Genomic DNA, 15336 nt, shown 5'->3' with positions numbered 1-15336 from the left:
CCCGTGGCCGTGCTCATCGACACCCCGGTGTGGCCCTGGCGCGGCCGGTTGTGGTCCCACCTGGTCAGCGACGTCTCCCACGACGAGCTGCACGCCTTCGTCGCCGCCGAGCTGGGGATCCCCCGCCGGGCGTTCCAGGGCGACCACTACGACGTCCCCGAGGACCTCTACGAGGTGGCCGTGGCCGCCGGCGCCGTCCCGGTCGGCGCCCGCGAGCTGCTCGGCCGGCTGATGGCCGCCGGGCTGCGCGTCAGGAAGCCCCGCCGGCCCGTGCCCTCAGCAGGCCCAGCTCCGCGGTGAGGTTGGCCCGCGCCCGCGGGGTCCACGCCGCGGCCACCGCGGGCAGGCGGTACAGGGCGGGCAGTGCCAGCAGGTGCTCCAGGACGGTGATGCGTCCGGCGGTGAACGCCGCGTCGGAGAGGTGCCCGTACTCCGCGCGCACGGCCGAGGCGTAGGCGGCGTAGCTCTCCGGCGGACCGGCCAGCACGGCCAGGTCGGCGGCGCAGAGCACCGCGCCGTTCGGGTCGTCCGCCGCCGGGGCGTGTCCGGCGGTGAGCCGCACCAGCCGGGCCACCTCCTCCACCCGCTCCTCCGGGACCAGCCCGCGCAGCCCGGCCCGCGCCCGCTCGGCGCTGACCGCCTCGTTGTCATCGCGGAGCGGGTCGTAGACGACGTCGTGGTACCAGGCGGCCAGCCGGACGGCGTCCGGATCGGCCGCAGCGTCGGCCAGCTCGCCGACCAGCCCGAGGACGGCTGCCAGGTGTGCCAGGTCGTGGTAGCGGCGGTGCGGCTCGCCCCACGCGGCGACGACCGCGGCCCACTCGGTGCGCGAGGTGGGGGAGTCGCCGGCCAGCTGCGCCCACGTCTCGAAGCCGACGAGGCTCATGCGACCCCGCAGCTGCGCAGGGTCAGCAGGGCGAACGCGCGGGCCGCGGTCACCACCTCGGCGACCGGCACCCGCTCCTGCGGCCCGTGCGCCAGCTGCAGGTCGCCGGGCCCGTGGTGCAGGGTCGGGACACCGGCGGCGGCGTACAGGCGCAGGTCGCTGCCGGCGCTCAGCGCCCGCTCCGGGGGCGTCCCGCCGCCGGCGTCGGCCACCGCCCTCCGGACCGCCGGCAGCAGCGGGTGCCCGGACGGCAGCGAGCCGCTGGCGAACGCGCCGCCGGTCCAGCCGACCCGCACCGGGTGCTGCGCGAGCCAGGGATGCGCCGCGCAGATCGCCGCCAGCCGGTGCTCGAACGCCGCGCGGGCCTCCTCGACCGGCTCGCCCAGCCGGACCCCGTACCTCCCCTCGGCCACCAGCCGGTCGGGCACCGAGCTGGCCCAGTCGCCGGCCCGGACCCGGCCGATCGACAGGCCGTAGGGGAAGCGGGCGTCCCCGAAGCGCCGGTCGGCGTCGCGCTGCCGCTCGGCCTCGAACTCCCGCAGGCCGGCGTGCACTTCCGCGAACAGCTCGACCGCGCTCACCCCCTGGTCCCGGTGGGCGGCGTGCGCGGCGCGTCCGGTGACCTCCAGGCGGAAGGTCAGCGCGCCGGCGCAGGCGGTGACCACCGCGCCGGCGGTCGGCTCGGGAATGACGCACAGGTCGCCGCGGTGCCCCCGCTGCAGGGTCGCCCAGGCGCCCAGACCGCCGTCCTCCTCCCCGACGACGGCGTGCACCGCGACCGGCCGGGTGAGCCGGACCCCTGCCGCCCGCACCGCCGCCAGGGCGGCGAGGGAGGCGACAACGCCGGCCTTCATGTCGCAGGCACCCCGGCCGTGCAGCGCGCCGCCGGCCAGCCGGGGGACGAACGGGTCGGCGGGCCACAGCTCGCGGTCGCCGGGCGGGACGACGTCGGTGTGCCCGGAGAACACCAGCGCGGGCACGCCGTCCTCGGCGGCCGCCACCGTGCCGACCACGCCCCAGGCCTCGGTGCGGTCGACCTCCTGGCCGGGGGCGTCGGGCGCGCTCGCGGCCGCGGCCAGGTCGATCGGCCACCGGTCGACGGCGCAACCCAGCTCCTCCAGCCAGCCGGCGACCAGGTGCTGTGCCTCGGCCTCCGCCGCCGTCCCTCCGACCGACGGGACGGCGACCAGCGCGCGCAGCCGGGCGACCACCCACCGCTCGTCGACGGCGGACAGCGCGCGGGCCTCCGCGTCGGTCAGGTCGGCCACGGCCGGAGTCTGGCACGGCCGGCGGCGCCCCTGCGGCGAGCCGGGAACAGGCTGCCGGGCAGGCACGCTAGCTTCGCCGCCGTGACGCAACCGCCCCCGCCGCCCGGCTGGTACCCCGACCCCGCCGGCAGCGGCGCGACCCGATGGTGGGACGGCCAGGGCTGGACCGACCACGTCGGGCAGGCCGCGGCCCCGCCGGCGCCGGCGGTGACCGCCCAGGCGCACGGGCCCTCGCTCTACGACCAGCCGGTCCTCGTCGTCTCGCAGAAGACGAAGCTGATCGAGCTCACCAACGAGTACGCCGTCTTCGACGGCGAGGGCCAGCAGATCGGCGCGGTCGTCCAGGTGGGGCAGAGCGCGCTGAAGAAGGCCGTCCGGTTCGTCTCCAATCTCGACCAGTTCCTCACCCACCGGCTGGAGGTCCGCGACGCTCGCGGTCCCGTGCTGGTGCTCACCCGGCCGGCCAAGATCGTGAAGTCGCGGGTCGTCGTCGAGCGGCCGGACGGCCAGCCACTCGGGGAGATCGTCCAGGCCAACGTGTTCGGCAAGATCCGCTTCGACCTGGTCGTGGACGGGCAGGTCGTCGGTGCGATCCAGGCCGAGAACTGGCGGGCCTGGGACTTCGCGATCGTCGACGCCGCCGGCACCGAGGTCGCGCGGATCACCAAGAAGTGGGAGGGCCTGGCCCGGACGCTGTTCACCACGGCGGACCGGTACGTCGTGCTCGTCCACTTCCGGCTGCCCGAGCCGCTGGCCAGCATGGTCATCGCCTCGGCGCTCACCGTGGACACCGCCCTGAAGCAGGACGACCGCGGCTTCAACTGATCGGTCCCGGCCCGTGTGAGCCCCCCGCGGATGGGGGTAGCCTGGGGACTGTCCGGGCCGGGTGCTTCGTGCCCCCGGGTGCCATTTGGTTATCAGCCTTCGCGGACTACCGCCCCGACCTCGGTCGGGGGCCTGGAGCCGCGTTGTGCGTCTCGCCGCGAGGCGGCCGGCATCCGGTCCGGACCCTTCTCCTCCCGACTGCCGCGCTCGAGGTGCCGCCGTCCGGGCTCCGCCTTACCGTCGTCTCGGAGACCGAGAAGCGGCAGAGGGTGGTGGGTTCCCATGGAAGGAACGGTGCGGCAGGGGCCGAGCGCGACGACCGTCGAGGTACCGCACCGGCTCCCCGTCCGGACGCTGGTCTCGGCGAGCATCGGCAACGCCGTCGAGTGGTTCGACTGGACTGTGTACGCCACCTTCGTCGTCTACTTCTCCGGCCAGTTCTTCCCGTCGGAGAACGAGGCGCTCGCGCTGATCGGCGCCACCTCCGCCTACGCGCTCGCCTTCTTCTTCCGGCCGCTCGGCGGCTGGCTGCTCGGGCGCTTCGCCGACCTGCGCGGCCGCAAGGCCGGGATGCTGCTGACCATCCTGCTGATGGCCGGCGGGTCCATGGCCATCGCGATCCTGCCCACGTACGAGGCGGTGGGCTGGCTGGCGCCGATCCTGCTGCTGCTGGCCCGCATCGCCCAGGGCATGTCGCTGGGCGGCGAGGTCTCCAACGCCTCGGCCTACCTCGCCGAGATCGCCCCGCCGGCCCGCCGCGGCCGCTACTCGGCGTTCTTCTACATCTCCACCGGGACGGCGCTGCTGCTGGCCTCGCTGCTCGGCGTGCTGCTGACCAACATGCTCGACGAGGAGCAGCTGCAGTCCTACGGCTGGCGGATCGCCTTCGCCATCGGCGGCCTGCTCGGCATCCTGGGCCTGTGGCTGCGCCGTTCGCTGGTGGAGACCGAGCAGTTCGAGGAGAACGCGGCCAAGGCCCGCGCCACGAAGGACCCGCTGCGCCAGACCATCCGGCACCACCCGAGGGCCGTCGTCCAGCTGATCGCCTTCACGATGCTGTCGACGCTGTCCTACTACACGTTCTTCAGCGCGCTGACCCCGTTCGCGATCACTTTCCGGGGCGCCGACGACGGTGACGTGTTCCTCGCCCTGTCGCTGGGCACCGCGCTGTTCGTCGCGCTCTGCTACCCGTTCGGTGCGCTGTCGGACCGGTTCGGCCGCAAGCCGCAGATGCTGGTCTGGGCGGGCGGCTACGCGGTGCTGATCGTTCCGCTGTCCTTCCTGGTCCAGGACAACCTGCTCTCGCTGATCGTCGTCTTCTGCACGGGCCTGGGGCTCTACGCGCTGCTGGCCTCGATCGCCCCCGCGATCATGAGCGAGCTGTTCCCCACCGAGCTGCGGGCCACCGGTATCGGCGCCTGGTACAACCTCACGGTCGCGGTCTTCGGCGGGACCGCGCCGCTGGTGATCACCGCACTGTCGGGTGCCGGCCGCCCGCTGATCTTCTTCGTCTACGTGGCCGTCGCCGCCGCGATCGCCTTCGTCGCGGTCCTCACCCTCCGGGAGACCAAGGGCACCGATCTCACCTGAGGGGCCTGCCTGAGGGCCTTACCCGGCCGGGCGGGGCAGGGACTGCCTGATCGCCCGATGCCGGGCCGGACCCCTCAGCACGACCGTCGACGTCGTCCCACCCGACGACGCAGGAGAGACGGTCATGCCTTACCCCGACCCCGGCCTCGAGGCCGAGCTGGCCTACCGGCGCGAGCTGCTGCAGGCGATCGGCCGCGGAACCCGCACGCGGCCGGGCCCCTGGTTCTCCCGCCGGCGCCGTCGGGCCCGCTGAGCGGTCCCCTCCCGGTCGCTCCGGTCCCGTCGGAGGGCCGTGCCACGATCATCGGCGTGCCGCAGTGGGACGATCGACCGTTGGTGGGCCGGGCCGAGGAGCTCGACCGGCTGCTGGCCTCGGTCGACCGGGCGCTCGAGGGGCGCACCTGCGCGGTCCTGCTCGCCGGTGACGCCGGTGTCGGCAAGACCCGCCTCCTCGACGAGCTGAGCGCGCGGGCGGCCGGGCGCGGTGTCCGGGTGCTCACCGGGCACTGCGTCGACCTGGGCGACGTCGGCCTGCCCTACCTGCCGTTCGTGGACCTGCTGCGGCCGGTCGCCGGCGAACCGCTGACGGTCGCGGCGCAGCCCGCGCTCACGGGGCTGCTCGCCGGCCGGCCCGCGCCGGCGGCGGCCGAGCTGCCGGCCGGCGACGCCGCCGACCTGGGCCGGCCCCTGCCGCACCCGGGGTCCCGCGCGGCGCTGGACGACGGCCGGTTGCAGCTGTTCGAGTCGGTGGCCGCGCTCCTGGCCGAGCTGGCGGCGGGCACCCCGCTGCTGGTCGTGCTCGAGGACGTGCACTGGGCCGACCGCTCCAGCCGCGACCTGCTGCGCTACCTGCTGGCCCGGCTGGCCGACGAGCCGGTGGCCGTCGTCGTCTCCTACCGCTCCGACGACCTGCACCGCCGGCACCCGCTGCGGCCGCTGCTCGCCGAGCTGGTGCGCCTCCCGGGGGTCGAGCGGCTGGAGCTCGGGCCCCTGCCGGACGCGGCGGTGGGTGAGCTCGTCCGGGGGCTGGCCGACGGCGTGGCCGAGCGCACGGTGGACGACGTCGTGGCCCGGGCGGAGGGCAACGCCTTCTACGCCGAGGAGCTGCTGGCCGCCGGGCTGGCGGGGGAGACCCTGCCGCTGGCGCTCACCGACGTGCTCCTGGCCCGGGTGGAGCAGCTCGGGGAGGCGGCCCAGCGGGTGCTGCGCGTCGCCGCGCTGGCCGGGCGGCAGGTGCGGCACGACCTGGTGACCGCCGTCGCGGGGCTGGCGCCGGCCGAGCTGGAGGCGGCGCTGGCCGAGGCGGTGCACCACCACCTGCTCGTCGTCTCCGCCGACGGCCGCTACCGCTTCCGGCACGCCCTGCTGCGCGAGGCGGTGCTCGCCGACCTGCTGCCGGGGGAACGGGTCCGGCTGCACGCGGCGATCGCCGCGCACCTGGCGGCGACGCCCGGCGCCGGCACCGCGGCCGAGCGGGCCCACCACGCCCGGGGCAGCAACGACCTGGCCGGCGCGTTCTCGGCGTCCCTGGAGGCCGCGGTGGAGGCCTGCCGCGTGGGCGCCCCGGCCGAGCAGCTGCAGCACCTGGAGGCCGCGCTGGCGCTGTGGCCGGCGGTGCCCGACGCCGCCGGGCGCGCCGGGCGCGACCACGCCGCGCTGCTGCTGGACAGCGCGTCCGCGGCCCGCACCGCCGGCGAGCTGCACCGGGCGGTGGCGCTCCTGCGGGAGGCGCTGCAGTTGCTGGGGCCCGACGGCGACCCTGCGGCCCGGGCGCGGGTGCACTACCGGCTGGCCCAGGCGCTGGCGCGGATCGAGGACCAGGCCTCCGCGATGCGCGAGAGTGCCGCGGCCATGGCCCTGGTGCCGCGCGATCCGCCGTCCCCGGTGCGGACGTGGGCCGCCGCCACCCATGCCCGGACCTGCTACGCCGTGGGCCGGTGGGACGAGGGGGACGAGGCCGCCGGGGAGGCGCTGGCGGCCGCGGACGCGCTGGGTCTGGACAGCGCCTGGGCCGACACCGCGGTGTCCCTGGCGCGGGTGCGCGGCGGCGAGGACCGGGCCGTCGTCACCGCGCGGCTGGAGGAGGCGCTGGTCCGCGCCCGCCGCTCGGGGGACGTCGACGTCGAGATGCGGGTGCTGTTCAACCTGGCGGTCGTGCCGTACGAGGGCGGGGACCTCGCCGCGGCACTGCGCTGGATCGACACGGCGCTGACCCGGGCCGGCGACGTGGGCGTCGAGTGGTCCTTCTACGCCGCCGAGCTGCGCCACCTGGGAGTGGTCGCCCGCTACGTCACCGGGGACTGGACGGGCAGCCTCGAGCTGGTCGAGGGGCTGACCCGGGTGCCGGAGATGGCCGGGCACGTCCGGGCCGCCGGGTTGCTGGTGCAGGTCGGCCGGGGGGATCCCACCGTCGCGGACCGGGTGGCCTGGGCCCGGGGCCTGACCGCGCACCTGGACGCGCACGTCCTCCTGCTGCTGGCCACCGCCGGGGCCGAGATCGACCGTGCCGCCTGGGCGGGCGACGCCGGCGGAGCCGCGGACCGGGCGCGGGCGGCGATCGAGCAGATCCACCTCGCGTGGGGTGTCGACCGGCTGGCGGTGGTGCGGCTGGCCGCCATGGCGCTGGCGCCGGTGGGCGACGCGGCCGCGGGAGCCCGGCTGCTCGGCGACGACGCGGCCGTGCGGCGCTGGGAGGCGACGGGGGAGGAGCTCGTCGCGGCGGCCCGCTCCGCCGTCGAGGAGCACCTGGGGAAGGTCGGCGAGTACGGCGTCGAGGCGGCCGCCTGGCTCGCCCGCGTGGAGGCCGAGGCGGCCCGGCTGCAGGGACGGGCGGCACCGGAGCTGTGGGACGCCGCCGTCCGGGCCTTCGGCTACGGGCACGTCTACGAGCAGGCCCGGTCCCAGTGGCGGCTGGCCGAGGCGCTGCTGGCCACCGACGACCGCGCCGGCGCCGCGGAGCAGCTGCGGGCGGCCGCGGAGGTGGCGGCGCGGCTGGAGGCCGCCCCGTTGCGCGCGGCGGTGACGGAGCTGGCCCGCCGCGGCCGGCTGCCCCTGGACCTGCCCGGCGCCGGGCGCGTCGTGGACCCCGCGGCGGTGTTCACCCCGCGGGAGAACGAGGTCGTGCGGCTGCTGGCGCAGGGCCGGACCAACCGGCAGATCGGTGCCGAGCTCTACATCAGCGAGAAGACGGCGAGCGTGCACGTCAGCAACATCCTGGCCAAGCTGGGCGCGGGCGGCCGCACCGAGGCCGTGGCCATCGCCGCCGCCCGCGGCCTTCTGCCGCACTAGCCTGCCGCGATGTCCGTCGACCCGGACCGCAACGAGATCGGCGCCGGCGGCGCGCGGTCTGATCAGAGCATCGTGCGCAGGCGCTCGCGGCGGGCGCGGAGGACGTCGACCGACGCCGAGGCCGACGGCGGCCCGGGCACGGACTGGCGCAGCTGGGTGTGCACCACCGCGTGCGGCGTCGAGGTCTTGGCCGACACCCGGCTGACCAGCCGGTTGATTTCCCGGCGCAGCTCAGCGGCGTCGCGCCACGACCGGCCGGCGTCGTCCTCGTCGGGGTGGTCCTCGACGGGGAACAGGCCGCCGTCCTCGTCGTCGTGGTGGGCCCGCTGGGCGATCCGCAGCCGCAGCTCGTCGTCGCGCTTGGCGAGCAGCTCGGCGGTCTGCTCGGCGGTGAGCAGACCGGGGATGCCGAGGAACTCCTCGTCCTCGGGCGCGACCACGGCCGGTGACCCGGAGCCGGTGTGCGCCGTCCCGCCGTGCAGGACGTGCGCGAACCGGGCGTCGGCCTCCAGCGCCTCGAACTGCTTGACGCCGTCGACCGCGCGTTCCTTGGGCGGCAGCGGCTCGAGGTCCAGCTCGTCGCCCTGCTGCGTCTTCGGCGGCGGCATGACGTGGTTGCGCTGCTCCTCCATCGACGCGGCGAGGCTCAGCAGCGGCCGGACGGCGGGCAGGAACACCGTGGCCGACTCGTGCGGCGCCCGGGAGCGGACCACGCGGCCGACGGCCTGGGCGAAGAACAGCGGCGTCCGGTAGGAGGTCATCCAGGCCAGGACGGCGGCCCGGGGGACGTCGACGCCCTCGGAGATCATCCGCACGCAGACCGCGATCCGCGCGGACCCGGTGGAGAACCGCTCGATCTTCTTCGACGCCTTGGGATCGTCGGAGAGGATCAGCTCGGGGGCCTTGCCGGTCACCCGGCGGACGATCTTGGCGTAGGCGCGCGCGTCGTCCTGGTCGCTGGCGAGGATCAGCCCCGCGGCGTCGGGCATGCCGTTCTCGCGCAGGTGGGTGATCCGGTCGTCCATCGCCGCGATCACGTGCGGCACCCACTGGCCCTTGGGGTCCAGGGCGGTGCGCCAGGCCTGCATCTCCACCGAGCGGGTGCCGGCCTCGGACAGGGAGGCGGCGACCACCTCGCCGGCGGAGTTCCGCCAGCGCGAGGTCCCGGTGTAGGCGGCGAAGACGACCGGCCGGACGACGTTGTCGGCCAGCGCCTCCTTGTACCCGTAGGTGTAGTCGGCGCGGCTGACCAGCCCGGCGCCGGCCTCCCCAGCGTCGCCCTCGAAGCCGTCCTCCTCGTACCGCACGAAGGGGATCCGCTCGTCGGGCTTGGTGCGGAACGGCGTCCCGGTGAGGCACAGCCGGCGGGCGGCGAAGCCGTAGGCCTCCTCGATGGCCTCACCCCAGGAGAGGCCGTCGCCGGCGTGGTGCACCTCGTCGAGGATGACCAGCGTCTTGACGGAGGTCGCCCGGGCGGCGTGCAGCATCGGCTTGCCGGCCACCTGCGCGTACGTGGTGACGTAGCCCTGGGTGCCGGCGCGGACCGGGCCGACGGCGTTGGTCAGCCCCGGGTCCAGGACGATGCCCATCCGGTCGGCCGCGTCGGCCCACTGCAGCCGCAGGTGGTCGGTCGGGCAGACGACGATCACCCGGGCCACCTCGCGCCGCTGAAGCAGCCGCGCGGCCAGGGTCAGGGCGAAGGTGGTCTTGCCGGCGCCCGGGGTCGCGGTCACCAGGAAGTCCTTCGGTGAGGCCTCCTCGTACCGCTCCAGGGCCGCCTGCTGCCACGCCCGGAGGGGCCGTGCCGAGGTGATCGCCGGTGCCTGCGCGCGCGCCAGTGCTGTGTCTCCCATCGCGTGCGTCATCGTGTGTCGGACCGGTCCGACACGCCCATCCAGGCGGGGCAGCTCGGCGTGCCGCCGTGGGTGTGGCAGGGGGTGCCCAGTCTCCCAGACGAGTCAGGGCATCGCCGTCAGCAGCTTGTCGCTGGTCGCCCGGGCCACGCCGGGCGACCTCGAGCGCGCGGCCGGTGCAGGTGAGCGGAGGCGTCAGTCGGCCGGCTCGTCCACCCAGTCGGGGCCGTTGACCTCGCCGGGGCCGGCCAGGTCGGCGGCGTCGACGATCGTGTACGCGTAGCCCTGCTCGGCGAGAAACCGCTGCCGGTGTGCGGCGTACTCGCTGTCGAGGGTGTCCCGGCTGACCACGGTGTAGAAGTGCGCCTGCCGGCCGTCGGCCTTGGGGCGCAGCACCCGGCCGAGCCGCTGGGCCTCCTCCTGCCGGGAGCCGAACGTCCCCGACACCTGGACGGCCACCGCGGCCTCGGGCAGGTCGATGGAGAAGTTCGCCACCTTCGACACCACGAGCGTGCGCAGCTCGCCGGAGCGGAACTGGTCGAACAGCCGCTCCCGTTCCTTGTTCGTCGTCGAGCCCTGGATGACCGGGGCGTCCAGCGCGGTGCCGAGCTCCTCGAGCTGGTCGAGATAGGCCCCGATGACGAGCTTCTGCTCCTCGGGGTGCCGGTCGAGCACCCGGCGGATCACCGGCAGCTTCGAGGACGCCGTCGCCGCGATCCGGTACCGCTCCTCCGGCTCGGCCACCGCGTAGGTCATCCGCTCCTCGTCGTCGAGCGCGACCCGCACCTCGATGCACTCGGCCGGGGCGATGTAGCCCTGCGCCTCGATGTCCCGCCACGGGGCGTCGTAGCGCTTCGGCCCGATGAGGGAGAAGACGTCGTCCTCCCGGCCGTCCTCGCGCACCAGCGTGGCCGTCAGGCCCAGCCGGCGGCGGGACTGCAGGTCGGCGGTGAGCCGGAAGATCGGCGCGGGCAGCAGGTGCACCTCGTCGTAGACGATCAGCCCCCAGTCCTGCGCGTCGAACAGGTCCAGGTGCCGGTACTCGCCCTTCCGGCGGGTGGTGATCACCTGGTAGGTCGCGATGGTGACCGGGCGGATCTCCTTGCGCTCCCCGGAGTACTCGCCGATCTCGTCCTCGGTCAGCGACGTGCGGGCGATGAGCTCCCGCTTCCACTGCCGCCCGGCGACCGTGTTGGTGACCAGGATCAGCGTGGTGGCCTTCGCCTCGGCCATCGCCGCGGCGCCGACCAGGGTCTTCCCGGCACCGCAGGGCAGCACGACGACACCCGAGCCGCCGGCCCAGAAGCCGTCGACCGCCTCCTGCTGGTAGTCGCGCAGGTGCCAGCCGGACTGGTCGAGCTCGATCGGATGCGCCTGGCCGTCGACGTAGCCGGCGAGGTCCTCGGCCGGCCAGCCGATCTTGAGCAGCGCCTGCTTGAGCCGGCCGCGCTCGGACGGGTGGACGACGACGGTGTCCGCGTCGATCCGTGCGCCGAGCATCGGAGCGACCCGCTTCGAACGGATGACCTCCTCGAGCACCGCGCGGTCGGAGGAGTTGAGCACCAGCCCGTGCACCGGGTTGTTCACCAGGGTGAGCCGGCCGAAGCGGTCCATCGTGTCGGCGACGTCGACCAGCAGCGCGTGCGGCACCGGGTAGCGCGAGTAGCGGACCAGCGCGTCGACGACCTGCTCGGCGTCGTGCCCGGCAGCGCGGGCGTTCCACAGCGCCAGCGGCGTCACCCGGTAGGTGTGCACGTGCTCGGGGGAGCGCTCCAGTTCGGCGAACGGCGCGATCGCCGCCCGGCAGTCGCGCGCCAGCGGGTGGTCGACCTCGAGCAGCAGGGTCTTGTCCGACTGGACGATGAGGGGACCGTCGTTCACGGTGACCTTTCGGCAGCGGGCGTCCTGCCGCCCGGAGGGTGCAGCAGGGGAAGGGGCCCCGCGGGGACCTCCGTCACGGTAACCGCGGGGACCGACAAGCCCTTCCCGATCGCGGGGATCGGGGGTGATCCGGTCAGCGCCAGTCCCGCAGCCGCAGGGGCGGCGGGTCCCCGCCGGGCCGCTGCAGCAGCACCTGGTTGACCCCCATCCGGCCCGTCTCGAAGGCGAGCGCGCTGCCGGCCATGTACAGCCGCCACACCCGGGCCCGCCCGAGGCCGTTGGCCGCCACTGCGGCATCCCAGTTCTTCTCCAGCCGGTCCACCCAGGCCCGCAGGGTCAGCGCGTAGTGCAGGCGCAGCGCCTCGACGTCGAGCGCCTCGAGCCCGGTCGCCTCCAGCGCGCCCACGATGTCGGCCAGGCCGAGCAGCTCCCCGTCGGGGAAGACGAACCGCGCGATGAAGGTGTCCGGATCGGCCTGGAACGCCCCGGCGTTCCAGGCGATCGCGTGGTGCAGCAGCCGGCCGCCGGGGCGCAGCAGGTCGTGCAGCCGGGTGGCGTACCGCGGGACGTTCGCCCGTCCCACGTGCTCGGCCATCCCGATCGAGGCGACCGCGTCGAACGGGCCGTCGTCGACCGTGCGGTAGTCCTGCACCCGGATCTGCACCCGGTCGGCCAGCCCCGCCTCGGCCACCCGCCGGCGCGCGAGGCCGGCCTGCTCCCGGGACAGCGTGATGCCGACGACCTGCGCCCCGTACCGGTCGGCGGCGTGCATGGCCAGGCTGCCCCAGCCGCAGCCGACGTCGAGCAACCGCGCGCCGGGCCGCAGGTCCAGCTTGCGGCAGACCAGGTCCAGCTTGGCCTCCTGCGCCGCGTCCAGACCGGTGGCCGGCGAGTCCCAGACGGCGCACGAGTAGACCAGCGAGGCGCCGAGCACGAGGGCGTAGAAGTCGTTGCCCACGTCGTAGTGGTGGGAGATCGCCGCGGCATCCCGCGCCCGCGAGTGCCGCCGCCCGAACCGGCGCAGGCGGACCTCCTCCGGGGGCGGTGCCGGGTCGGGGCCGAGCGCCCCCAGCCGGGCGGCGGTGGCGGCCAGCCGCAGCCGCGCCCGCACACCCAGGGGCGTCGTGGGCTCGGCCGAGCCGACCCGGCCGGAGGACGTCAGCGCCGCCAGCGTGGCGAAGACGTCGTCCTCCAGGTCCAGCTCCCCGGCCACGTACGCACGACCCAGCCCCAGCTCCCCGGGTGCCCACATCAGCCGGCGGACCGCCCGCGGCGAGCGGACCCGGATCACCGGCGCGCCCGGCGGCCCGGCCTCCGAACCGTCCCACAGGCGCAGCCGCACCGGCAGCTGAGCGACCCCGAGGACCTCCGTCACCGCCGCGGCCAGCTGCGCGGCGGAACTCTGCTTGCTCCCCATGTGGACGGAGCGTCGCGGCCTGCGACCCAGGGGGCAAGCGGTTGCGGCGCGGTTCAGGAGGCCGCCGGGTCCCCCTCCTCGACCAGCGCCACGGAGGTGATCCGGTGGACGGCGAACGTCCGGTGCTCGCCGCGGCGCTCGTCGTACCCCTGCAGGAACCCGCCCGCGAGGGACACCGGCTGCACCACCCGCTGGCTGCCGCTGCCCTGCGCGTCGACGTAGCCCAGCCACACCGGCACGCCCTCCCGGACGGCGCGGGACAGCAGCTCCAGGGTGCCGGCCGTGGTCACCCCGGGGATCTGGCGCACCGCCTCGCCCCGGCGGGCGGCCAGCGCGGCGTCGCCGGCCCGGATCTCGCGGACGGTCGCGGCCAGCTCGTCCCCGCCCAGCGGCCGGGCGGCCGGCGGAGGAGCGGCGCCGGGGCGGCGCGCGGCGGCCCGCGGCCGGGCGGGGGGCCGGGTGAGGACGGCGCCGCCCGGTGACTCCCCAGCCGGCGCGTAGCCGGCCTCGCGCAGCACGGTGAGCACCTCGTCGGCGCCCAGTCCGCTGATCAGCACGCCCGGAGCCAGCCGGCGCAGCTCCGCCGCCGCGGTCCGCCGGTCGCCCAGCACCTGGGACAGCAGCCCGTGGTCGTCGGAGCGCACGTAGCTCTCGATCGCGCCGACCCGCAGCCGGCCGTGCTGGCGGGCGACGTCGTCGATCAGGTAGTCCAGCGCCTGCGGCACCGGGGTGCGCGAGGCGCGGGCGAAGAAGTCGTGCAGGTCGGTGGCCGACCAGCCGGAGTCCAGCGCCCGCCGGACGCTGGCCTCCGACACCCGGAACACCGTCGCCCCGCCGGAGGACTCGATGTCGGCGACGACGGCGAGGGTGTCGGCGAGCTCGGCCACCAGCGGCCCGGGAGCGACGAGGGAGAGGTCGGGCTGGGCGAGCACGTGGTCGACCGGGTCGGGGAGCAGCCCGCGCATGCCGTCGGCGGCGCCGTCCTCGCCGGTGGCCAGCAGCCCGCGGCCGCCGGTCGAGAGCACCCCCTCCACGACGACGCCGAGCCGGGCGGCCTCGGCGAGCAGACCGGGCACCGGCGCCAGCCGGTCGGCCCGCCGCGGGGTGCGCCAGCGCAGCAGCGCGACCAGGTCGTCGGGGGCCAGCCCCGCCCCCGCCGGGTACTCGGCCAGGGCGGCCAGGGCCGAGCGGCGGATCGCCGGCGCGGTGTGCCGGACCAGGTCGGGGGAGAGGGCGTTGACCGCCTTGCCCGAGACGTCGCGCTGCCCGGCCAGCGAGGGCAGCCGGACGCTGTCCAGCCAGCCGCCGGCCAGCGTCGCCCAGCGGGCGGGGAGGTCCTGCTCCCGCCACAGGTCGAACGCGCGGGAGGGCAGCCACTCGTCGCGGTGCGGGCCGCCGACATCGAGCAGACCGGCCAGGTGGGCCAGCTCGAGCAGCCAGCCGGCCTCCGGTTCGCTCACGTGCAGGGCGCGGGCCAGCCGCTTCTGGTCGCGTACGCCGATGCCCCCGCTGCGCAGCAGCCCGGCCGGCTCCTCCTCGAGCAGCACCAGCAGCTCGCCGACCCGCCCGATCGCCTCCATGGCGGCCCCCGCGGCCCGCCGGTCCACCGTCGCCGGGTCGCGCTGGACCACGGCCGGTTCCGGCCGCAGCCGCGGCGGGCCGAAGGGCCGGTCCCCACGCAGCAGCAGGCCGATCTCCCGGGGCAGCTCGACGTTGAGCGCGTCGATGCGGGCCAGCAGCCCGCGCTGGAGCAGCCGGCGGGCCGGGGAGGAGCCGCTGCCGTTGGTGTCGGGCAGGTGGCCGACCGGGCGGTCCCCGGCCAGCCGCTCGAGGACCTCGCGCTCCTCGGTGGGCAGCTCCCCGATCGCCGCCGGGACGTCGGCGGGCAGCGTCAGCCGCAGCTCGACCGCGCGCCGGCCCAGCCCCGCGGGATAGCGCACCGACCGCCGCACCGGGTCGGGGGCGTGCAGCAGCTCGTCACCCCACAGCAGCGCCCGGGTGGTCAGCCGGTCGACGGCGGCCCCGAGCATCTCGTCGGGCACCTCGGGCAGCGCTGCCGGCAGGTCGGCGGCGGGCACCCCGTCGGTGTCGGCGAGCAGCACGACGTCGAGCACCTGCAGCGTCGCGGCGTCCAGCTCGTCGAGGGCGCGGTCCACCGACACCGGCACCGCCAGCCGGCTGGCCAGCGCGACGACGTCCGACGGCGCGGGCCGAGCGACGTCGGGCCGGGCCACCAGCAGCGCGCTGAGCTGCTCGTCGCTGCGGGTGCGCAGCCAGGCGGCCAGGGTGGCCGGTCGGTCGCCAGACATCCGGTCCACGCTACGTCCT

Annotated in this window: 11 protein-coding genes; 5 read left to right on the top strand and 6 right to left on the bottom strand. The window is 75.9% G+C overall.

Translation table 11 applies throughout. The features are described from left to right. Positions 1–3 precede the first annotated feature (3 nt). On the top strand, positions 4–300 hold the full coding sequence (locus BMZ50_RS08160) for a DUF4031 domain-containing protein (RefSeq protein ID WP_091323028.1): 297 nt from the start codon (positions 4–6) through the stop codon (positions 298–300). On the opposite strand, the gene BMZ50_RS08155 is transcribed toward BMZ50_RS08160, so the two are convergent. Both BMZ50_RS08155 and BMZ50_RS08150 read right to left on the bottom strand, forming a co-directional pair. Further along, positions 251–886, bottom strand: a complete 636-nt coding sequence (locus tag BMZ50_RS08155; protein WP_091323026.1) for an HD domain-containing protein — start codon at positions 884–886, stop codon at positions 251–253. The genes BMZ50_RS08160 and BMZ50_RS08155 overlap by 50 nt on opposite strands. After that, complete coding sequence (locus BMZ50_RS08150) at positions 883–2154, bottom strand: ArgE/DapE family deacylase (RefSeq protein WP_091323024.1); 1272 nt, start codon at positions 2152–2154, stop codon at positions 883–885. The genes BMZ50_RS08155 and BMZ50_RS08150 overlap by 4 nt, the downstream gene beginning before the upstream one ends. An 81-nt stretch (positions 2155–2235) precedes the next feature. Between BMZ50_RS08150 and BMZ50_RS08145 the strand changes: the two genes are divergently transcribed. The 4 genes from BMZ50_RS08145 (at position 2236) to BMZ50_RS25005 (ending at position 7857) form a co-directional block, all read left to right on the top strand. Then, a complete protein-coding gene (locus tag BMZ50_RS08145; RefSeq protein WP_091323021.1) occupies positions 2236–2979 on the top strand; it encodes an LURP-one-related family protein in 744 nt (247 codons plus the stop codon). A 282-nt stretch (positions 2980–3261) separates the two neighbouring features. Next, positions 3262–4569, top strand: a complete 1308-nt coding sequence (locus tag BMZ50_RS08140) for an MFS transporter (RefSeq protein ID WP_091323019.1) — start codon at positions 3262–3264, stop codon at positions 4567–4569. 124 nt (positions 4570–4693) lie between these two features. Then, on the top strand, positions 4694–4822 hold the full coding sequence (locus BMZ50_RS25010; protein WP_281245413.1) for a hypothetical protein: 129 nt from the start codon (positions 4694–4696) through the stop codon (positions 4820–4822). Between the two features lie 56 nt (positions 4823–4878). After that, on the top strand, positions 4879–7857 hold the full coding sequence (locus BMZ50_RS25005; protein ID WP_091323017.1) for a helix-turn-helix transcriptional regulator: 2979 nt from the start codon (positions 4879–4881) through the stop codon (positions 7855–7857). Between the two features lie 62 nt (positions 7858–7919). Here the strand turns inward: BMZ50_RS25005 and BMZ50_RS08130 are convergent, their stop codons facing one another. The 4 genes from BMZ50_RS08130 to BMZ50_RS08115 form a co-directional block, all read right to left on the bottom strand. Then, positions 7920–9710, bottom strand: a complete 1791-nt coding sequence (locus BMZ50_RS08130) for a DEAD/DEAH box helicase (protein ID WP_091323015.1) — start codon at positions 9708–9710, stop codon at positions 7920–7922. Positions 9711–9905: 195 nt separating this feature from the next. After that, complete coding sequence (locus tag BMZ50_RS08125) at positions 9906–11591, bottom strand: DNA repair helicase XPB (protein WP_091323013.1); 1686 nt, start codon at positions 11589–11591, stop codon at positions 9906–9908. A 133-nt stretch (positions 11592–11724) separates the two neighbouring features. After that, positions 11725–13008: an SAM-dependent methyltransferase gene (locus BMZ50_RS08120; RefSeq protein ID WP_091323011.1), complete on the bottom strand. Its 1284-nt coding sequence runs from the start codon at positions 13006–13008 to the stop codon at positions 11725–11727. Positions 13009–13061: 53 nt separating this feature from the next. Then, positions 13062–15317 (bottom strand): helicase C-terminal domain-containing protein, encoded by a 2256-nt coding sequence (locus BMZ50_RS08115; protein WP_091323552.1) that lies wholly within the window; start codon positions 15315–15317, stop codon positions 13062–13064. Between the last annotated feature and the right edge of the window lie 19 nt (positions 15318–15336).

Origin of the sequence: Geodermatophilus ruber (assembly GCF_900114385.1) — a bacterium.
GTDB classification, from domain to species: domain Bacteria; phylum Actinomycetota; class Actinomycetes; order Mycobacteriales; family Geodermatophilaceae; genus Geodermatophilus; species Geodermatophilus ruber.
This window is presented reverse-complemented; position numbering and strand designations above follow the sequence as displayed.

Excerpts from the sequence above, each read along its gene's own strand:
- BMZ50_RS08155 (WP_091323026.1), bottom strand. The coding sequence starts at position 886 with ATGAGCCTCGTCGGCTTCGAGACGTGGGCGCAGCTGGCCGGCGACTCC.
- BMZ50_RS08140 (WP_091323019.1), top strand. The coding sequence starts at position 3,262 with ATGGAAGGAACGGTGCGGCAGGGGCCGAGCGCGACGACCGTCGAGGTA.
- BMZ50_RS08120 (WP_091323011.1), bottom strand. The coding sequence starts at position 13,008 with ATGGGGAGCAAGCAGAGTTCCGCCGCGCAGCTGGCCGCGGCGGTGACG.
- BMZ50_RS08115 (WP_091323552.1), bottom strand. The coding sequence starts at position 15,317 with ATGTCTGGCGACCGACCGGCCACCCTGGCCGCCTGGCTGCGCACCCGC.
- BMZ50_RS08130 (WP_091323015.1), bottom strand. The coding sequence starts at position 9,710 with ATGGGAGACACAGCACTGGCGCGCGCGCAGGCACCGGCGATCACCTCG.
- BMZ50_RS25010 (WP_281245413.1), top strand. The coding sequence starts at position 4,694 with ATGCCTTACCCCGACCCCGGCCTCGAGGCCGAGCTGGCCTACCGGCGC.